This is a genomic window from Robbsia betulipollinis (genome assembly GCF_026624755.1).
GTDB classification, from domain to species: domain Bacteria; phylum Pseudomonadota; class Gammaproteobacteria; order Burkholderiales; family Burkholderiaceae; genus Robbsia; species Robbsia betulipollinis.
In genome coordinates this window covers 1-18,967 of record NZ_JAPMXC010000004.1, presented here as the reverse complement: position 1 = coordinate 18,967, position 18,967 = coordinate 1, and the positions used below count along the sequence as shown (strand labels likewise).

The 18,967-nt window shown below is 53.3% G+C and carries 20 protein-coding genes and 2 pseudogenes; 9 read left to right on the top strand and 13 right to left on the bottom strand.

From position 1 onward, the window contains the following. Window positions 1–71: 71 nt before the first annotated feature. The 3 genes from OVY01_RS14455 (at window position 72) to OVY01_RS14445 (ending at window position 2,739) form a co-directional block, all read left to right on the top strand. On the top strand, window positions 72–2,093 hold the full coding sequence (locus OVY01_RS14455; RefSeq protein ID WP_267848304.1) for a ParB/RepB/Spo0J family partition protein: 2,022 nt from the start codon (window positions 72–74) through the stop codon (window positions 2,091–2,093). A gap of 108 nt (window positions 2,094–2,201) precedes the next feature. Continuing rightward, entirely contained in the window at window positions 2,202–2,480 is a 279-nt protein-coding gene (locus OVY01_RS14450) for a BrnT family toxin (protein ID WP_267848303.1), read from the top strand. Then, window positions 2,434–2,739 (top strand): BrnA antitoxin family protein, encoded by a 306-nt coding sequence (locus tag OVY01_RS14445; RefSeq protein WP_267848302.1) that lies wholly within the window; start codon window positions 2,434–2,436, stop codon window positions 2,737–2,739. Before OVY01_RS14450 ends, OVY01_RS14445 begins: the two co-directional genes overlap by 47 nt. A gap of 113 nt (window positions 2,740–2,852) precedes the next feature. Here the strand turns inward: OVY01_RS14445 and OVY01_RS14440 are convergent, their stop codons facing one another. Further along, the gene (locus OVY01_RS14440) at window positions 2,853–3,365 is read right to left on the bottom strand and encodes a hypothetical protein (RefSeq protein WP_267848301.1); all 513 of its coding nucleotides are present in this window, start codon (window positions 3,363–3,365) and stop codon (window positions 2,853–2,855) included. 482 nt (window positions 3,366–3,847) lie between these two features. Between OVY01_RS14440 and OVY01_RS14435 the strand changes: the two genes are divergently transcribed. Next, complete coding sequence (locus OVY01_RS14435) at window positions 3,848–5,452, top strand: histidine kinase famiy protein (RefSeq protein WP_284700896.1); 1,605 nt, start codon at window positions 3,848–3,850, stop codon at window positions 5,450–5,452. 231 nt (window positions 5,453–5,683) lie between these two features. Here the strand turns inward: OVY01_RS14435 and OVY01_RS14430 are convergent, their stop codons facing one another. The 3 genes from OVY01_RS14430 to OVY01_RS14420 form a co-directional block, all read right to left on the bottom strand. Beyond that, window positions 5,684–6,469 (bottom strand): TIGR02391 family protein, encoded by a 786-nt coding sequence (locus OVY01_RS14430; RefSeq protein WP_267848300.1) that lies wholly within the window; start codon window positions 6,467–6,469, stop codon window positions 5,684–5,686. 346 nt (window positions 6,470–6,815) lie between these two features. After that, window positions 6,816–7,118, bottom strand: coding sequence for a HigA family addiction module antitoxin (locus OVY01_RS14425; protein WP_267848299.1), 303 nt, complete (start codon window positions 7,116–7,118; stop codon window positions 6,816–6,818). Between the two features lie 34 nt (window positions 7,119–7,152). After that, a complete protein-coding gene (locus OVY01_RS14420) occupies window positions 7,153–7,431 on the bottom strand; it encodes a type II toxin-antitoxin system RelE/ParE family toxin (protein ID WP_267848298.1) in 279 nt (92 codons plus the stop codon). A 273-nt stretch (window positions 7,432–7,704) separates the two neighbouring features. Here OVY01_RS14420 and OVY01_RS14415 point away from each other — a divergent pair, with 273 nt between their 5' ends. Next, window positions 7,705–7,941, top strand: coding sequence for a hypothetical protein (locus tag OVY01_RS14415; RefSeq protein WP_267848297.1), 237 nt, complete (start codon window positions 7,705–7,707; stop codon window positions 7,939–7,941). Next, the gene (locus OVY01_RS14410; RefSeq protein WP_267848296.1) at window positions 7,938–8,918 is read left to right on the top strand and encodes a tyrosine-type recombinase/integrase; all 981 of its coding nucleotides are present in this window, start codon (window positions 7,938–7,940) and stop codon (window positions 8,916–8,918) included. The genes OVY01_RS14415 and OVY01_RS14410 overlap by 4 nt, the downstream gene beginning before the upstream one ends. Window positions 8,919–9,154: 236 nt before the next feature. Here the strand turns inward: OVY01_RS14410 and cadR are convergent, their stop codons facing one another. Then, window positions 9,155–9,586 (bottom strand): Cd(II)/Pb(II)-responsive transcriptional regulator, encoded by a 432-nt coding sequence (gene cadR, locus OVY01_RS14405; protein WP_267848295.1) that lies wholly within the window; start codon window positions 9,584–9,586, stop codon window positions 9,155–9,157. 77 nt (window positions 9,587–9,663) lie between these two features. Here cadR and OVY01_RS14400 point away from each other — a divergent pair, with 77 nt between their 5' ends. From OVY01_RS14400 to OVY01_RS14390, 3 genes are all read left to right on the top strand, one after another. Further along, complete coding sequence (locus OVY01_RS14400) at window positions 9,664–12,171, top strand: heavy metal translocating P-type ATPase (RefSeq protein WP_267848294.1); 2,508 nt, start codon at window positions 9,664–9,666, stop codon at window positions 12,169–12,171. Between the two features lie 279 nt (window positions 12,172–12,450). Further along, window positions 12,451–13,434: a cation diffusion facilitator family transporter gene (locus OVY01_RS14395; protein WP_267848293.1), complete on the top strand. Its 984-nt coding sequence runs from the start codon at window positions 12,451–12,453 to the stop codon at window positions 13,432–13,434. A gap of 107 nt (window positions 13,435–13,541) precedes the next feature. After that, window positions 13,542–13,790: a tyrosine-type recombinase/integrase gene (locus tag OVY01_RS14390; protein WP_267848292.1), complete on the top strand. Its 249-nt coding sequence runs from the start codon at window positions 13,542–13,544 to the stop codon at window positions 13,788–13,790. Window positions 13,791–13,841: 51 nt separating this feature from the next. Here OVY01_RS14390 and OVY01_RS14385 read toward each other — a convergent pair whose 3' ends face one another. The 8 genes and pseudogenes from OVY01_RS14385 to OVY01_RS14350 all read right to left on the bottom strand — a co-directional run. Beyond that, entirely contained in the window at window positions 13,842–15,077 is a 1,236-nt protein-coding gene (locus OVY01_RS14385; protein ID WP_267848291.1) for an MFS transporter, read from the bottom strand. Beyond that, entirely contained in the window at window positions 15,046–15,810 is a 765-nt protein-coding gene (gene arsH / locus OVY01_RS14380) for an arsenical resistance protein ArsH (RefSeq protein ID WP_267848290.1), read from the bottom strand. Before arsH ends, OVY01_RS14385 begins: the two co-directional genes overlap by 32 nt. Beyond that, window positions 15,810–16,232, bottom strand: coding sequence for an arsenate reductase (glutaredoxin) (arsC, locus tag OVY01_RS14375; protein ID WP_267848289.1), 423 nt, complete (start codon window positions 16,230–16,232; stop codon window positions 15,810–15,812). Before arsC ends, arsH begins: the two co-directional genes overlap by 1 nt. 17 nt (window positions 16,233–16,249) lie before the next feature. Beyond that, complete coding sequence (arsB, locus tag OVY01_RS14370) at window positions 16,250–17,317, bottom strand: ACR3 family arsenite efflux transporter (protein ID WP_267848288.1); 1,068 nt, start codon at window positions 17,315–17,317, stop codon at window positions 16,250–16,252. 1 nt (window position 17,318) lies between these two features. After that, on the bottom strand, window positions 17,319–17,825 hold the full coding sequence (locus OVY01_RS14365; RefSeq protein WP_267848287.1) for an arsenate reductase ArsC: 507 nt from the start codon (window positions 17,823–17,825) through the stop codon (window positions 17,319–17,321). Beyond that, window positions 17,822–18,163, bottom strand: a complete 342-nt coding sequence (locus OVY01_RS14360) for an ArsR/SmtB family transcription factor (protein WP_267848286.1) — start codon at window positions 18,161–18,163, stop codon at window positions 17,822–17,824. The genes OVY01_RS14365 and OVY01_RS14360 overlap by 4 nt, the downstream gene beginning before the upstream one ends. 249 nt (window positions 18,164–18,412) lie before the next feature. Further along, a pseudogene (locus OVY01_RS14355) lies at window positions 18,413–18,670 on the bottom strand (ATP-binding protein); the annotation flags it as partial. A 29-nt stretch (window positions 18,671–18,699) separates the two neighbouring features. Beyond that, window positions 18,700–18,967: pseudogene (locus OVY01_RS14350) on the bottom strand (hypothetical protein); the annotation flags it as partial.

Here is an 18,967-nt window from a genome sequence, read left to right as displayed (position 1 = left end):
ATTATAGGACAAATAGTCCTATAATGTATCTATGGCAAGCAATCAAGCTTGTCCTTCTCCGGAAATATCTGATGAACAGCACAGAACACGAAATCGATGCTTTGGCGGCATCTGTTGAACTGTCCCCTCTGGAAACTGATCTGGGCAATGAAAGCAAGATCGAATACGTCGCGCTTTCTCGTTTGCGTACATCGCCTCTGAATGTGCGACGCAAAGCGGCAACTGGAATCGAGGGGCTGGCCGATAGCATCCTGGCTAAGGGACTTTTGCAAAATTTAGTAGTCCATGCGGTAAAAGGCGGTCGCGGCAAAAATACCCATTTCGGTGTCTGTGCTGGTCAACGGCGTCTTGCCGCTCTTGCCGCCCTTGCAAAGGACGGAAAAATCGCCGCGTCATACCCGGTAGCGGTCAAAGTGGTGAGCGATGCTGAAGCGCTTGCCGCTTCGTTGATCGAGAACCACGCCCGTGAAGCAATGCACCCCGCCGACGAATGCCAAGCCTTTAAGCTTTTGATTGATGAAGGCCGCAGTGCCGACTATATCAGCGCGCTTTTCGGCGTGTCCCCTCTCACGGTGCAACGTCGGTTAAAGCTTGCCAACGTGTCGCCGCGCTTGCTGGACCTGTACCGCGAGAACGGTATCAGCACCGACCAAATGACCGCCTTAGCCTTGACTGACGATCATGCTTTCCAAGATCACCTTTGGTTCGATGCGGCGCAAAAATGGTCGCGTGATGCGCATCATTTGCGCTCGGCCATTACGTTAGAAGAAGTGCATGCGAGTCGTACGCCGCTTGCTGGATTCGTCGGCCTGAACGTGTACGAAAAGGCAGGCGGGTACATTCGGCGCGACCTTTTCAGCAACAGTGACGACGAGGGTTACATTGCGGATATGCCCTTGCTGGAAAGCCTCGCCACGGATCGCTTGGCAACGATAGCCGATGAGATTCGCGCCGAAGGCTGGAAGTGGGTAGAAACCCGGCTCAAATACGACTACAGCGAAATGAGCGCCTTTACGTCTTTGCCGTCCCATACGCGGGAAATGACCATTGCGGAACAACTCGAATTTGAAAAACTCAAGTCTGTTCGAGACACAGCCGTCGAAGCGCTTGACGCCTATCAAGCCAGCGTAGAAGAAAACGCCGAAAACGAAAAGGACGGGGTTTATGAGACGTTGGACGAAGCCGCCACGCTTGCCAGTGAAGCCCTTGATGAATACGGCGCACGGCTCGAAGCGTGGACCGCATCCCAACGAGAGCAATCAGGGGTGTTTGTGATAGTAGACAACGATGGGGATGTGCGTATCGAGCGTGCCCTATCCGAGCGCAAGCGACATCGAGCAACGGGCGAAGCCGGTACAGAGAGCAAAAAGGTAGCGGCATTGCACAGCGAAAAACTGGTACGTCGCCTGACGGCGCACCGTACCGCCGCTGTTAAGGTCGAACTTGCCGCACAGCCTAACGTCGCCCTGGCCGTACTGATGCACCGCATGATCCCGTCAATTTTTGCGGAGAAGTACGGCAACATTTATGGCAATCGCGCTATTGAAGTGCAAATCACGACTTCACGCGAGCGCTTGATGAAAGAGGCCGACGACATGGCAGAAAGCCCCGCATGGATCAAGTTCGAGGCCGAGCGGGCAAAGTGGACCCGCATGATGCCCAAGGAATATGCGGACCTGATGGGATGGTTGCTTGAAGCAGGCAATGACATTACCGCCAACCTATTCGCCTTTTGTATCGCCTCCACCGTTGACAGCGTTTCACCGACTGACACCGGCCACCCCGTAAACGCTGTAATGGACACGCTAGGCGTCGATATGACCGCCTATTGGACGCCGACGCGAGCCAGCTACTTAAACCACGTCACCAAGGCGCGTATCTGCGATGTCGTCTCCAGCGCCGTATCTGCGAAAGCCGCCGCCCCACTTGCGAGCATGAAAAAGGATGAGGCAGCGCAAACAGCCGAAAGGTTGTTGACCGGTACGAACTGGCTCCCCGAGGTGCTTACTAATCGGGAGCATGCGAAGGTCACCTTTTATGGGGGGATGCAGAGCGACGAGGACGACGAAACCGACGACGCGGACGCCGAATAATCGTTAGGTCAAGCCATCCGAGCGCTCAGCGGATGGCAAAGCCTTTTTATTTATTGGGGATACAAAAAATACTTGCTCGGTCCATTTTATGGGGATACAATAATAACTATGGAAATCACATTCGATCCTTCAAAACGCGATGACACTTTCAGGACACGGGGCTTAGCATTTGAGGATGCCGCGTTCATTTTTGAAGGGCGCACCGTCGATATGGTGGATAGCCGGAACGACTACCAGGAGGAACGCATCATCACGGTTGGCATGCTCGAAGGCCGAATGATAGTGGTGGTCTGGACACAACGCGGTAACGCACGCCGCATTATTTCAATGAGAAAGGCTAATGAACGCGAACAAGAGAAATTTGCAGAGCGACTTAGAAAAATCTGATGCCCGTTCATTGACGGCTGAGGACTATCAAGAAATCCCGGAACTGGATGACGCGTTTTTCTTGAACGCCGACGAACACAAAAACGGCGTGCTGGTGAAGCGCGGACGTGGACGGCCAGCAGGATCGAACAAAGAACAGATGAATTTGCGAATCGACCGTGACGTTATCGACGCATATAAAGCGCAAGGCGATGGATGGCAAACGCGCATGAATGAGGCATTGCGTGCGTATGCTCTCACGCACGGTTTATTGTCTTAACATTTTTTTAGAAATGCAGAAACAGCACTATGGCCCCGACATCAAAATAAAATAAACTGGGCACCGCTAATGCAAACGCGTCTTTTACAGATCGGAATTTTTAAAACCTCTTTCTAAAGACTGCCTTTTGATTCATTTTTGTTTATCAGATCGAACGGCGAGGGATGAAAAAATTTATCCCGCGCTTTCCGCCTTTGGGATTTTTGATCGAGTGATAGGCCCCTGAGCACTTCGGGGGGTAACTCAGCGGTTAGCCAATCTTCAGGCAATACGTATTCTGCGAGTTTAGCGGAGGGCTTGGGTCTGGGGACGGAAACCGAACTGCCTGCCGGAGTTTTTTCTACCGATGATGTCGCGTGTCGGTCCTGCGTAATTTCGGATTTGGTACCCGACGACTGCTCCACTTTTCTGCGTTCCTTTCGGATACGAACCAGCAGCATATTGAAGTTGGGTTGCGCGATGTCGAGTCCCATTTTCGCCAATTCGTCGCGTGCTTGTGCCCGACTCACGCCCGATTTGATCGAGTGTTCTACCGCGTCGAACACGTCTCTGAAGCGCATCGCTAGTGATCGATCTGAATCTTTTGCTAGCTCGGCAAATCTGGCGTTGATGTCGCTGGCGTCCATATCGGTGTCCGAGTAAGGTTTTACATCTAACTGTCACTTTCGTGTCACTCTCTGTAACCTCAATGTTACCTGCATGTAGTTTCGGCGTCACCCCTTGGTACTTTGATGTAACCGATGTGTGATTGGCATGTCACTGCCATGTCACTTAAGTGTTATCTCCTGTACAAAAATGGCAGCAAAAGAGGGCACGACGGATATGTATACGAAACCCCACTGGGGTTCCATATACATATCGTGCTCAAAGGGGGAACCCCTTTGAAAACCCCGCAGGCTTCGCCTGCCGGTGCGCCGACTCGGCACGCATTAACGGGCAGGCATCTGCGCTGCTGGTGTGCGTAACCCTAGTTGGCCACAATCTATATGCAACTAACGAGCAACGCGGCACGCTCGCATAGATATTGCGTAGTTACCCTATAACCTAGCGTTGGTCCATCGAGCCAATGCGCCGAGCTTCAAACGAAAATTCTTTATAAAATTATTATATGGCCCAATACGACCAAGCAACGCCTATGGTGAGCAACGACCATCAGGGCATGGAAGACAACCATCAAGACATCTTCTTCGCGGCGGTTTCGACCACGCGCATGCCGATGATCGTCACAAATCCACGACTACCAGACAACCCCATTATTTTTGCCAACCCGGCATTTCTTGAAATGACGGGATACAGCAAAGCCGATATCTTTGGGTCCAACTGCCGATTTCTTCAAGGCGCAGACACCGACCCAAACACCGTATCGGAAGTCCGTGACGCTATCGCAGGACGCCGCGAAATTGCTACCGAGATACTAAATTACCGAAAAGATGGTTCAACGTTCTGGAATGCTTTGTTCATCTCGCCCGTAGTCGATGAAAAAGGCGAATTAGTTTATTTCTTCGCTTCCCAGCTCGATGTAAGTCGGCGCCGGGACGCGGAAGAGGCATTACATCAGTCGCAGAAAATGGAAGCGCTCGGGCAATTAACAGGTGGTATAGCCCATGACTTCAACAACCTACTTCAGGTAATGACCGGGTACGTGGATCTTTGTCGCTTGGCCGCTGATAAACCTGGTGGAATTGATCGTGTCCACGCAGGCTTAGACAAGATTAAAAAAGCCGTCGATAAAGCAAGTACGTTGACCGCACAACTCTTGGCGCTCGCAAGAAAACAGCGTTTAACCGGGCGTGTTGTAAATTTAAATTCAATGGCTGGCGAAATGATCGAATTAGCGGGCCGAACGTTGGGCGAAAATGTCTCGCTTCGAACCCAATTCGCCTCCAATTTACGCAACGCTCGCATTGATCAAACGCAGCTCGAAGTGTCCATTTTAAATGTGCTGCTCAATGCTCGGGACGCGCTCGCCGGGCGGCCCGACGCGACAGTCATTGTAAAAACGGAAAACATTGAACTTGAACACTCGCAAGTTTTTGGGTTCGCCAACCTACCGCCAGGTCATTACGTTTGTATTGCGATCACTGACAATGGCACAGGTATCGCGCCGGAGGTCATTGATCGCGTGATGGACCCGTTCTTCACCACCAAGGAAGAAGGCAAAGGCACTGGTCTCGGGCTTTCAATGGTATATGGATTTGCCAAACAGTCTGGGGGGGCGGTCAACATCTATTCAGAGCTCGGCATCGGTACGACGGTACGCCTTTACTTTCCTGCTGACGATGCGGCTACACCTTCGAATGCACCTGTTGTGCGAGCGATCGAGCAGCCCGGTACGGAGACGATTTTGATCGTTGATGACCGTCCGGAGGTAGCAGAGGTTGCGCAAGCCATGCTGGAGGAAATCGGCTATACCACTCATGTCGCATACGGCGGCGTTGAAGCGCTGCAAGTCATGAGCGAGAATCCCGCGATCGACATGGTGTTCACGGATCTCATCATGCCCGGCAAAATGAACGGTGTGATGCTCGCCAGAGAAGCGCGAAAGATGCAGCCAAACGTAAAGATATTGCTAACCACTGGCTATGCTGATGCCGATATGCAGCGCACGGACGAGAAAGGGGTCGAATTCGATGTCATCCACAAGCCCTATGGTCGTGCTGAGTTGGCGCGCAAGGTTCGAATTATTTTAAACGGTCCCACAGGGGTGGGCTAGTTGTCAGGGAGCTTTTACAAACCGCCGCCACGATTAGGGAGCAGCCCTGCGCCACGATATTTAAACGTCGGCGCTGGTTGCCGTAGAGCTTATCTATGCAACCGAAGACTGGCATGCAATGAATGGTGGCGAGCGGAAAACCTTGGGTAAAGCCGGAGAAGCGTGCCCAACACGTTGGCCGGACAAGCAGTTCATGTAGCGATCTGCCTGCGCGACTGGCGTTGAGATCGATCATGTCGCTACCCGTGTGACAACCCGCGCGTCGACAACGTACAGCAAATGACTTGCCAGTAAGATGATTTCCACCGCCTCGCGCGGGGTATCTACAGAAACATCCCGATGGGAGTGTGGATTTTTATAGGTCCCAATCGCTCCGGAAAATAACGCCGACATAGCTTCTTTCTCACCTCCCTCTGCACTTAGGTCGGTCAAAGCACCTGTCGTCGCATGAAAGGCCTTTCGAACTAGATTTACCCCGACGTCCGAATGCGGCAAATGCGCAGCATCTCGAACAGCGATCTCAACGGCCCGCATAGCCTGAAAAACGGCCGTAGAGTACTCACAACGCATGAATGACAACCAAACCGTCGTGGCGATCGATGGATGCAGTAACTCTTTTGGTAACAACCGAGCAGTTCGGTAATCAGCAAACTGCGCTTGATTTTCAAATTTCTGAGCTCTACGACTCAAGCGTCGCCATCCCATATGACCATTCGTTGCATCAGATGGAACAATAAGTCCTTGCGCTTCCAACCAGGCAACTGCTTCGATCACAGCCATGTCGATTAAAGGCTGATGAGTTCGGGGGTAGGTCGGCCTGCCGTTAGTGGGGATATTCGTATCCCAAAATTCGTTGATAAACGTGGCCGGATGAAACGTGCCTGCATGGCCTGCTCCCGCACGGGTATCTGCTTCAACGCGTTTCTGTATCAGGAAGATCAACGTCGCAGCCAATTCTTCGGCTTCTAATGCGATCAGAACTTCTGGGTCAGGTATCGCTTCGGGCAGCTCGCGCATCTTGCCTCCTATATGTGACAAAAGACGTTACCACATATAGGTTTCCGTAGGGCCAGTGCTATGCAAACAACCAGTTAGGCCGCGCGGCTGGCGTACCCACGAGGATGCCGGGCAACAAAAACATGCGGGCAAGAAACGCGCAAGGGCTAGTTCTCCGTTCCTGAAACGACCGTTTTCTGGACAATAAAAAGCAGAGCAGGGTTCTAGTATTGGCTGTTGTTCGGCCTGAACAGACGGTCGAAAACGCGGCGATCATTGGCGGAAACCCACGGCTGAGCGGTCATTGTCCTGAATTCGAAGTGGCCGCGCTTGCCCTACTTTTCTCTCGCGGCTCGGTGACTGCCAATTATGCGGTTACCGCATGTCGCATGATCGCAGTCAAGCAGTCGCCGCCAATCTTTTCTTTCGCTACTTCGGTGTCGTAATAAGTTTGCAGACTCATCCAGCTTTGCGGGTCGGTGTTGAAATAAGCACCCAGCCGTACCGCTGTATCTGCGGTAATTGCTCGCTGACCTTTCACGATCTCGTTAATGCGGCGAGCGGGTACTCCAATGGCCTTCGCAAGAGCATATTGCGAGATGCCCAATGGCTCCAGCCAATCCAGCGCGAGGATTTCCCCGGGTAATGTCAGCGGAATTTCACGTGTCATGTCGTACTCCGTTGTGTTTGCAGCCGCAATCGAGTCAATGATAATCAACGATCTCAACGTCTGTTGAGGTTCCGTTGGCAAACCTGAAACAAATCCGCCACTGATCGTTAATCCGAATGCTAAATTGTCCCGCCCGATTTCCTTTTAAAAGCTCCAGCCTGTTGTTCGGGGGGATCCGCAAGAAGTTGAGATCCATTGCCGCGTGTACCTGCTGCAATTTCCGCATCGCGACTGTCTCAATATTTACGAAACGCGCCACTCGCTTCCCGTGAAAGAGCGTTTCAGTATCTTTGCACTTAAACGATGTGATCATCGACAAATAGTAACGCACCGCGTTACTAGCGTCAATCGTTACGATCGGCGCAAGCTATGTCGTCGTTCAGCAAGTCGTGCCCTTGGTCGTCCGCCTCGCGCGCGGAAGCGGACAGTCGAAAGCCTGTTGCCTACGACCGCTATGGCCGAACAACTGCCGCACGCCTCAGACTTATTTGCCTAGGCTTTTATTATAAACCTCGGCTTTGTCGTTACTCTTGATAAAATATGTTATCAAGAGTGTTAAGCCAATCAATTGTTTGCCGGAGCAATAATGAAAAAGATGTGGCAGCGAGCGCGCGGTTGGTATGAGGGCGAAGGCAAGGCCACGCTTTACGACAATGACCCCGACAGCGGGGTTTTTATCATGCCAAGCTTCCACACGGAATATCACTGGACAGCGACCGTAGCGCGCTCGTTGGTGAACTTCTATGGTCTCAATTGGCAGTTTATGTGTAGCACTATCATTGCACTAGTCGGCATCTATCTCGCTTATCGGGCGCTCAAATGAAGAACCATCTTGCCGGGCTGCTTCCTGTCGTACCCGCGCCTAAGCCAAGGGCACTTACGGCGGTTGAGTTTCATCGACTCGCGGATGTACCACCCGAAACCGAATGGTTTGCCAATCTCAACAACCCGCAAACGCGGCGTGCCTATGAGGCCGATATGCGCGACTTCATGGCGTTTTCTGGCATCGAACAGCCTAACGAATTTCGCATTGTCACCCGCGCTCATGTGCTCGCCTGGCGTAAGACGCTAGAAGATCGCGTGCTATCTGGCGCGACGATCCGGCGCAAGCTCGCCGCGCTGTCTTCGCTTTTTGAATATCTGTGTGAGAAGAACACGGTTGATTTCAACCCGGTGAAAGGCGCGAAGCGGCCCAAGATCGAAAGCAATGAGGGAAAGACGCCCGCGCTTGGAGACTATCAAGCTCGCGCCTTGCTTGATGCTCCCGACCCGCAGACGTTGAAAGGCCGACGCGACCGCGCCATGATCGCTGTCTTGCTGTATCACGGGCTGCGACGCGAAGAATTGTGTTTGTTGAGAATCAAAGATATTCACGACCGGCGCGGCGTCGCACACCTGCGTATTCACGGCAAAGGCAGCAAGTTGCGCCATCTGCCCCTGCACCCAGGGAGCGCTGAACGCATTCACGCCTACCTCGAAACGTCCCCTCATGGCCAAGTGCCGGATGCGGCTTTATTTCAAGCATTACGACGACCCAAAGGCCAATCACTGGCGCAGGGCATCACCGCCGATGGTGTCTATCGATGCGTGCTGGCTTATGCCACCCAAGCCAAGATTGCCGTCGTGGGCTTCGGTGTGCATTGCCTGCGGGCGACGGCCGCAACAAACGCACTCGATCATGAGGCTGATATCGTCAAGGTGCAGGAATGGCTAGGGCATGCCAATATTGCCACGACGTGTATCTATGATCGTCGGCAAAGCCGCCCTGAAGACTCGCCTACCTTTAAAGTGAATTATTAGATATCTGTCATCGCGTAGGCCCTCATCGTAACTAGGTCCTACGGGAAGGCTTTAAGCGCTTCTTCGTTTGTGCGATGTAGAACGTATTTCCGCATTTCTGACCAATAGCAATTGGCAACGTATAGCGGTCCAACGGTCCCACCACGCTTTCCGATAAGCCTTCAATAGCAAATTTGGTGGGTAAGGAATTCTTCGAGACATTGCGACCCCGAAATCCGTCAACACGAACAATGACGTTATCCAACGTGCGAGTGCTTAGCTCGTGTCGGCGCTACTTCTTTTTGCGAAAGCTCCTGCACTATGCCGCAATCGCCAACGGCTTGCTCCATTCCGCACCGGCTTCGCAATTCGAGAAGCTGGTTGCGTAAGCCGAGCAGCTCTTCGATCCGGTGGTCTACGTGAGAAATGTGTTCGTCGACCAATGAATTAACAGCACCACAACCTTCTGCCGGTGCATCCGTCAAATCCAGCAACGCTCGAATTTCGTCATGTGCCATATCGAGCGCACGACAGTTTCTAATGAAACGTAACCGCTCAACATGCTTTGCCGAGTATTCGCGGTAGTTCGCCTCGGTACGCTCTGCATCGAGCATTAATCCTTCCTTTTCGTAAAAACGGATAGTTTCCGTCGTACACCGGGTGATTTTTGCTAATTCGCCAATTTTCATGTTGCTTCCAAGAAAGGCTTGACCTTGTAGTGGCTTCAAGGTGTTTACTACACCATAAATCCTGCAAGGACGCCACAATGGCTGAGCGAATAGACAACGTAGTCACGAGCGCGGAAGAATCGCCGCTGAAAAACAACGAGCATAGCTGCTGTACTGACCACCACCGCGCAAAAGCGGCCTCGGACGGTGGACACCGACTCAATACTGCCAAGCAGCGTTTCACAATAGCGCTCGTCAAGGAACACGCTGCATGCGGTCATAGCAATGACCATTCGTCATCAACGCACGATCATGATGGACATTCTCACGCCCGCTCTGCTCACGATCATGGACATGACGAAGGGCACGAACACCCCCACGACGCCCATGACCACGATTACAAAGGGAATGTTCATGGTCACGATCATTCGTCGCACTCCGACAGTTGCTGCTCTTCCGCGGTGCCTATACTCGCGAGCCTCCCCGAGGCGCAGATCGTCGGCTCAAACGTGCGCACGCCGATTCGTATCATGCAAATGGACTGCCCGACCGAAGAAACGTTAATTCGGAAAAAACTGGGGACCATGAAGTCTGTTGGAGGTATGGAATTTAACCTCTTGCAGCGGGTATTGACCGTAGAGCATACGCCGGAGTCATTGGAATCCGTCGCAGAGGCTATCCGCTCTCTCGGGTTTACGCCCGAGCTGCCGAACTCGACCGGGAAGCTTGATGCTGTAGGCGTTGAGATTAGAAAGCCTTGGTGGCCTTTGGCGTTGGCCGGAGTGGCGGCGGTAGGCTCGGAAGCTGTAAGCTGGCTGGGAGCCTCGGTATGGATCTCGGCAGCGCTTGCGATTCTGGCGGTCGTTGCTTGCGGGCTGACGACCTATAAAAAGGGCTGGGTCGCCATTTCCAACGGCAATCTGAATATTAATGCTTTGATGAGCATTGCGGTCACCGGTGCGCTCGTGCTCAGGCAATGGCCTGAGGCTGCGATGGTGATGGTGCTGTTCACCATCGCTGAACTCATCGAAGCGAAGTCGCTCGATCGTGCAAGAAATGCCATTAAGGGCCTCATGCAGCTCACCCCGGCGACCGCGACGGTGCGCCAGGCGGATGGATCATGGACTGATATTGACGCCAAGTCGGTGACTGTTGGCGCGGTAGTACGCGTCAAACCTGGTGAGCGTATTGGACTAGATGGAACAGTTGTTGGAGGACGCTCGACCGTAAATCAGACATCCATTACCGGAGAAAGTCTTCCAGTAGACAAGACACAAGGCGATTACGTTTTCGCGGGCACGATCAACGAAGTAGGCTCACTAGAGTTTGCCGTCACGGCTATAGCGGGAAACACGACCCTTGCTCGCATCATCCATGCGATCGAAGAAGCTCAGGGTGCGAAAGCGCCTACGCAACGTTTCGTCGATCAATTCGCTCGAATTTACACTCCGGTCGTCTTTGCGGTCGCCCTCGGGGTTGCCATCCTCCCACCGCTCATTGCTGGTGGTAATTGGCAAGATTGGGTTTATAAGGCGCTTGTCCTGTTGGTAATCGCTTGCCCGTGTGCATTAGTGATCTCTACACCTGTCACGATTGTTAGTGGCCTAGCTGCGGCAGCACGAAAAGGGATCTTGGTTAAGGGCGGAGCGTATCTTGAGGAAGGTCGAAAGCTGACATGGTTGGCCCTTGATAAGACAGGCACGATAACCCACGGGAAGCCTGAGCAAACCGACTTTGAAATGTTGGATAGCGCAGCTAATTCGGACCTATGCAGACGTGTAGCATCCAGTTTGGCTGGCCGCTCGGATCATCCAGTTTCCCTGTCTATTGCCAAAGCAGGGCAAGCGGAAGGGCTCAGTCGCTTGAACGTAGATAATTTTGAGGCGATTCCAGGCCGAGGTGTACGCGGCATGATTGATTCAACCACCTACACTCTTGGTAACCACCGACTTGTGGAGGAGCTTGGACAGTGCTCGCTTGCTTTGGAAGCCCGCCTTGAATCATTGGAGCAGCAAGGCAAGACGGTTGTTGTACTGAGCGATAAAACCCACGCCCTTGCGTTATTTGCTGTCGCCGATACGGTCAAGGAGACTAGCCGTGCGGCGATCGCGGAGCTTCACCAACTGGGTATCCGCACCGCAATGCTAACGGGTGATAACACGCATACGGCAAAAACCATCGCTCAAGCGGTGGGCATCGATGAGTCCCGTGGGAATCAGTTGCCAGAAGATAAGCTAAAAGCGGTGGTCGATCTATCCGCTGATGGCTCGGTGGTCGGCATGGTGGGTGACGGTATTAATGATGCTCCGGCGCTTGCGCGGGCCAATATCGGTTTTGCGATGGGCGCAATGGGAACCGACACGGCAATTGAAACCGCCGACGTCGCTCTTATGGACGATGATCTGCGCAAAATTCCTGCCTTTGTCCGCCTTTCAAAATCGACGCACACGATTCTTGTACAAAACATCGTATTAGCCCTCAGCATCAAAGTCGTATTTTTGACCATAACGCTGGTGGGATTTGGAACGATGTGGATGGCCGTATTTGCCGACGTAGGAGCGAGTTTGCTCGTTGTAGGTAACGGGTTGCGGTTGCTACGAAAATAACAGGTATGCGGCCCGCATGTAGATTTGCATCCGTATGGTATTTGTTTTTGCTGCAATACGAGTTGCTTACACGGCATGGTTCGCCCAGGAGCGCTCGCTAATGTATTTGTCGAGCAGGATGCCGTATCGTTGAATTACACACCTTTCTTTCGATAGGCCTCTTTATTGCTTTATGTCTGCGGACTAAAAAAAGTGGCTTTCGTGCTTGCGCACGAGAACCTATTAAAGCACCCAGGCATCTTGTTATGAGTCGCGGAATTATCGAACCTAGGAGCAGTTATGAACGAACACGCGCATCACGATCACGGCGAGGATAAGCCCAAGGAACATGCGGGCCATACCCATGAAAGTGGAGGACACCACCACCATACTCCGCCTTCTGGTTTCGATGCTGCTTTCGCGATCGGTTCAGCATTGAACGCGCTGTTTGTTATTGCCGAAGTGATCTTTGGACTCGGGGCTCACTCCATTGCACTGCTGGCCGATGCTGCGCACAACTTGGGCGACGTCCTCGGTCTGCTGTTAGCTTGGTGGGCGGCGTGGCTCGGACGTCGTCGCCCCACAGCTAACCGGACATATGGATACGGGAGAAGTTCGATTTTGGCATCGCTCACGAACGGCGTTGTACTTCTCGTCGGCGTGGGCGGCATCGCTGTCGAAGCAATTCGCAGACTTATCGAAGGCGTGCCTGTAGGAGCTGTCGGTGGAAAAACAGTGATGATCGTCGCCGCTATTGGTATAGCTGTGAACGGAATCACCGCATTGCTCTTTGCAAAAGGACGAAAAGGTGACCTGAATGTCAAGGGTGCGTTCTTGCACATGGCGTCGGATGCAGCCGTGTCGGCGGGGGTTGTTGTTTCCGGTTTGATCATGTTAATGACAGGATGGTCTTGGCTCGATCCGGTCGTCAGCTTACTAATAGCCGCAATGATTCTTGTGTCCACCTGGGGCCTATTGCGAGATAGTATTAACTTGGCACTGGACAAGGTTCCTGAAGGGATTGACTCTCAGAAGGTCAAGGCATTTCTCGAAAGCTTGAGTGGGATAAAGAACGTGCACGATCTTCATATCTGGCCGCTAAGCACGACAGAGACAGCACTAACAGCACATCTCGTTCGTCCACAGGCAGGCGAAAACGATCGATTTTTGCATGAAACTTGCGAAGAGCTAGAAGAGCGATTTGGGATCGGGCACGCGACATTCCAAATTGAGTCCGGCGACCCTTCTTACGCGTGCCATCTTGCTTCACAGGACGTTGTTTAAAATACCGCCGTTTCAAATGTAAAGGGTTCGGAGCCTGTGCTGTATGCAGTAAACCGGTGGCCGCCGCCTTATGGGCCACTGCCGGTGGCCCATAAGGCCTATCACTGGTGCAGGGCATCACCGCCGATGGTGTCTATCGATGCGTGCTGGCTTATGCCACCCAAGCCAAGATTGCCGTCGTGGGCTTCGGTGTGCATTGCCTGCGGGCGACGGCCGCAACAAACGCACTCGATCATGAGGCTGATATCGTCAAGGTGCAGGAATGGCTAGGGCATGCCAATATTGCCACGACGTGTATCTACGATCGTCGGCAAAGCCGCCCTGAAGACTCGCCTACCTTTAAAGTGAATTATTAGATATCTGTCATCGCGTAGGCTCTTATCGTAACTAGGTCCTACGTGAAGCAATTAAGCGCTACTTCGTTTGTGCGACGAAGCAAAACGGATTGCCACCCCGAAGGCCATTGCGGAGATGGTAGACACCCCTAAGACGGTCCATTCCACGGGAACGTAATTGCGGTTGACCGCCCAGATGGCCGCAGCGGAAATGGGCGCGATGCCTTTGGCGATATTCGACGGCATCGACAGTAAGCCACTGACCGCGCCATACCCTTCCGTCCATAACACGTCCTGAACGACAGTGCCGCGCAGGATGGTCATCATGCCGTTTGCTCCGCCATAAATAATGGCGAAGGCGATCAAGCGAAAAGGCGAAGTGCCCGCCCAAATCAAAATCAAGACCGACAAAGGAAACGCAATCGTAATCACGATGCCGACCGTCGAAGGCCGCGAGCCTCGCCCTGCTGTGAACCAAAGCACACGGGCTAGGACCTGCGCTGGCCCGATGACTGCCATCGTGGTCAAGATCAACGTTGCCGAGACGTGACGCTCAGTCATAAGCGGCACAAGATGAAAAGTCAGCGCCGCAAACGTCGCATAGTAGGTGGTGAAGCAGACCGCAAGTGCCCAAAATGTGGGTGTTCGTAATGCGCGGCGCGCGGCAGCCGAATTGACCGCTTGAAGCGCGACCTTGTGTTCGAGTTCGTTCTCACGAGGCGCATCCTTGCCAACAGCGAACCAATGCGCAGGTAGGCAAATCGCCAAAATCGAAACGGCCAGTGCTATCAGCGCACCACGCCATCCAAACCAATCGACAAATCCTTGAGTCAGGGGAATAAAGACTGTGCTGGCGAATCCGGCGACCAACGTTATCAGGGTAATTTTTGTGCGGAAACTGCCCGGATAATCGCGTGTGATCACCGCAAACACGGGATCGTAAAGAGTCGCCGCCATGGCGATGCCTAGCCCTATCCAGACCACGAACAGCGTGACCGGACTATGCGCCTGTGACCATAACAAAAGCATCGCCGCCCCGAGGACCGATCCGGCCACCATCACACGTCGGCCATGTCCGTTGTCAATCCACTTCCCGACCGGGTAGGCGGCAAGCCCCGACACGAGCAACCCTAACGATAGCGCTGCGTTTGTCTCTGTTCGGCCCCATCCCATCGATCGCTCCATTGGCACGACGAATAGGGAAAAGCCGTAGTAGATAGCGCCCCATGAAACCAACTGTGCAGCGGCAAGTACCCAGGTCGCTAAGGTTCCGCTCTCACTGCGCTTCGTTATCGTCGCTGTCTGCATGCGCGCCTGCGGTATCGTGGACCATTGCCGCCGCTGCAAGCGTCGTGGCTAGCTCCGGGTGCGCTTGCTTGCGTTCGCTATAGCGGTCAGTGAGATAGTCCGATCTATCCCGCACAAGTAGTGTGAATTTGTATAGCTCCTCCATTACGTCCACGACACGCTCATAGTAGGCAGACGGCTTCATACGGCCATTACCATCGAATTCCTGATATGCCTTCGCGACGGAAGATTGATTGGGGATCGTGACCATGCGCATCCAGCGTCCAAGGAGGCGCAGCGCGTTCACCGCGTTAAAGGATTGGGAACCCCCACATACTTGCATGACGGCCAGCGTGCGCCCTTGGGTCGGTCGGACCCCGGCGCTTTCGAGCGGAAGCCAGTCAATCTGATTCTTAAATACGGCGGTTAGCGTGCCGTGCCGCTCCGGGCTACACCAGACTTGTCCTTCAGACCAAAGCGAAAGCTCGCGCAGTTCGACCACTTTTGGATGATCGGCCGGCACGCTATCGACCATCGGCAAATCGTGTGGATCGAACACGCGCGTGTCCGCTCCGAAGTGTTGCAAAACACGTTCGGCTTCCAATGTGAGTAATCGACTGTAGGAGGTCGGCCGCAGTGAGCCGTAAAGTAGCAAGATGCGCGGCGCATGGTCTGAAACTGACTTTGGCTCCAGTTTTTGCAGGGTCGGGGTATCAAGGTGCGGCGCGCTGATGTTCGGCATCCCTTCTAACATTAGCTGAGTCTCCGTCCATCACTGCCTATAACCTTTTCGCCATCTTCCTTTGCAAATGCGCCCTTTTGCTCTGCTGGCAGAATATCCAGCACGACTTCGGAGGGGCGGCACAGACGCACGCCCATTGGCGTCACGACTAGGGGCCGGTTAATAAGAATGGGATGCTCCTGCATCGCATCCAGCAAGGCGTCATCAGTCAGCGACGTGTCGGCCAGCCCTAACTCCGCGTAAGGCGTGCCCTTCTCACGAAGCAACCCCCTAATGGTTAGGCCCGCGCGGGACACAAGGTCCACCAGCGTTTCGCGGCTTGGCGGGTATTTCAAATATTCGATAACCTCTGGCTCGATGCCAGCATTGCGAATCATCGCTAAGGTGTTACGCGAGGTCCCACAATCAGGATTGTGATAAATCGTCACGTTCATCGTTTAGATCCTTTTTATTAGTTGGCTTTCGCCTCGTACCAGTGCTGTGAGCGATTCACGATACCGACAACGAGCAGCATTACCGGTACTTCGATCAACACACCTACGACCGTGGCGAGCGCTGCGCCAGAATGAAACCCAAACAGGCTGATGGCCGTCGCGACAGCTAACTCAAAGAAATTACTTGCCCCGATGAGGCTCGACGGTCCCGCCACGCAGTGGGCAACGCCTAATTTCCGGTTCAGCAGATAAGCAAGCCCGGAATTAAAGAAGACTTGAATAAGGATTGGCACGGCCAACATCGCAATGATCATTGGCTCCTTGACGATCTCCTGGCCTTGAAAAGCAAAGAGCAATACGAGTGTTGCAAGCAAAGCCGCGATTGAATAGGGGCCGAGCTTTGCCACCGTCGATTGAAAATAGGCGTCTCCGTGCCGCAGCAAGGCGCGCCGGATGAACTGCGCCAATACCACTGGCACGATGATGTACAAGCCCACTGACGTGATGAGCGTATCCCAGGGAACGGTAATCGCAGATAGGCCAAGCAACAGAGCAACAAGCGGCGCGAATGCCACGATCATGATCGAGTCGTTTAGAGCCACCTGGGAGAGCGTGAAATAAGGGTCCCCCTTGCATAGCTGCGACCATACAAAGACCATTGCGGTGCAGGGCGCAGCGGCGAGCAAGATCAAACCCGCAACGTAGCTATCGAGCTGGTCAGCGGGCAGAAAAGGCGCGAAAACGTGTCGAATGAAAATCCATCCGAGGAGTGCCATTGAAAACGGCTTAACAAACCAGTTAACAAAAAGGGTTACGCCGATGCCGCGCCACTGGCTTTTTACCTGGGTCATCGCCGCGAAATCGATCTTCACCAGCATGGGAATGATCATGACCCAAATGAGGACGCCAACCGGTATGTTGACCTGGGCAAGCTCCATTTTCCCAACAGCTTGGAATACACCAGGGAGCACCTTGCCAAGCAGGATGCCACCGATGATGCAAAGCGCAACCCACACCGTTAGATAACGCTCGAAGAATCCTATAGCCGACGGTGCTTGTGAAGCGGTAGTGTCACTGGCGCTCACGTTATTCCTCCACCGGCTTGTCACCGATTGCGCGCATTTCTCGCTGAATGGCGGTGCGATCCAATATGTTTAGAGGCAAGTCGACAAACTGACGGACACGCCAGAGCAGTTGTCGATATATTTTGCTGAACAGCGCTCGTTTCTCTGCATCCGAGCCTTCGAAAGCAGCGGGGTCTTGAAAGCCCCAATGGGCTGTTAGCGGCTTGCCCGGCCAAATCGGGCAAGTTTCGCCTGCTGCTTGATCGCATACCGTAATCACGAAATCCATGTGCGGGGCATCGGGTGTAGCAAATTCGTCCCAACTCTTGCTTCGCAATTGGGCAACGTCATAGCCAAGCGCTGCACACTGTTCTATAGCGAAAGGGTTCACCGTGCCGCTTGGATGGCTCCCGGCGCTGTATGCACGAAATCGGCCTTCGCCCATGACGTTGAATAGCGCCTCTGCCATCACGCTTCTTGCGCTGTTACCCGTGCAAAGGATCAGGATCGAATATTCGTTTTTATTCATGTTTTGCTCGACGTCTCAGGTTTGCAAACGGGAATGACACTTACGGCGCATTGATCGCCGTCACAACAGTTTTCGGTCAGAAAGCCTATCAAACCCTGCATTGCATCGAAGTTCGCAGAATAAAAAACGAACCGACCATCTTGCCGCGCGCTCACCAGTTCGGCGTGCGATAAGTCTTTCAAATGAAAGGACAGGCTGGATGGCGATACCCCTAGTTTCTGGGCGATTTCCCCTGCTGGCATGCCGGTAGGCCCCGCGATCACAAGCAATCGGAAGATCGCGAGACGCGATTCATGAGCGAGCGCGCTTAAAGCACGTACAACGAGATTGGAGTCCATGTGCAGGACAATACCGTATACATTTCAATACTTCAATAGTTATTGAAATATTAGTAGAAGGGGTTTGTGTGTTAGTTATCGACCGTTTACTGGGCACATGCCAAAATGGTCATTTTTCAGACAAACCCGATTGGCAAGGTGTCCACAAACTCGTAAACTGCGTATTCCGGTGAACGTGACCGCTGATTCCGTTATCGTGACCGATTGCGCATTGAATGGTGTTACGCGTTCAGATTGTAGTGGTGGCGGTCACGATGGGTCGATGTTTATCTCCTTTTCAAGGGTTTTGGTTGCGGGCTGACGTAGCGAATCGCCGCTCAGTGTGAAGCGATGGTTTCGCTGCATGATGCGATCGAGCAATGCGTCGGCGATGGTGGCGTCACCGATCCAAGCGTGCCAATGTTCGATTGGAAGTTGGGAGGTGATGATCGTGGCCCTTGTGCCGGCGCGATCGTCAATAATCTCCAACAAGTCAGAGCGCGTTGCGCTATCGATACTGCCCATTCCGGTGACTGTCAAGGTAGTTGGAACGTGATCTACGCGGCCTCTAATTCAGGCAAGATGCTTCGCATTTCGTGATCTGTTCGCGGATTAAGCCAGACACTGCCAATAGGTTGCCAGTTGCGCAGTTGGCCAGACCATCGTGCCGGGTGTTGCTGCCGTGCAAGTTCATAGAGCTGTTTGCGTTTTTCAAGAATCAGCGCATCCTCTGCCGCATGGCGTTGAGCGGGTGCGACGAACCGTATCGCACTATGGCGATGCTCGTGGTTGTACCAATTGATGAAGTGATGCACCCACACGCGT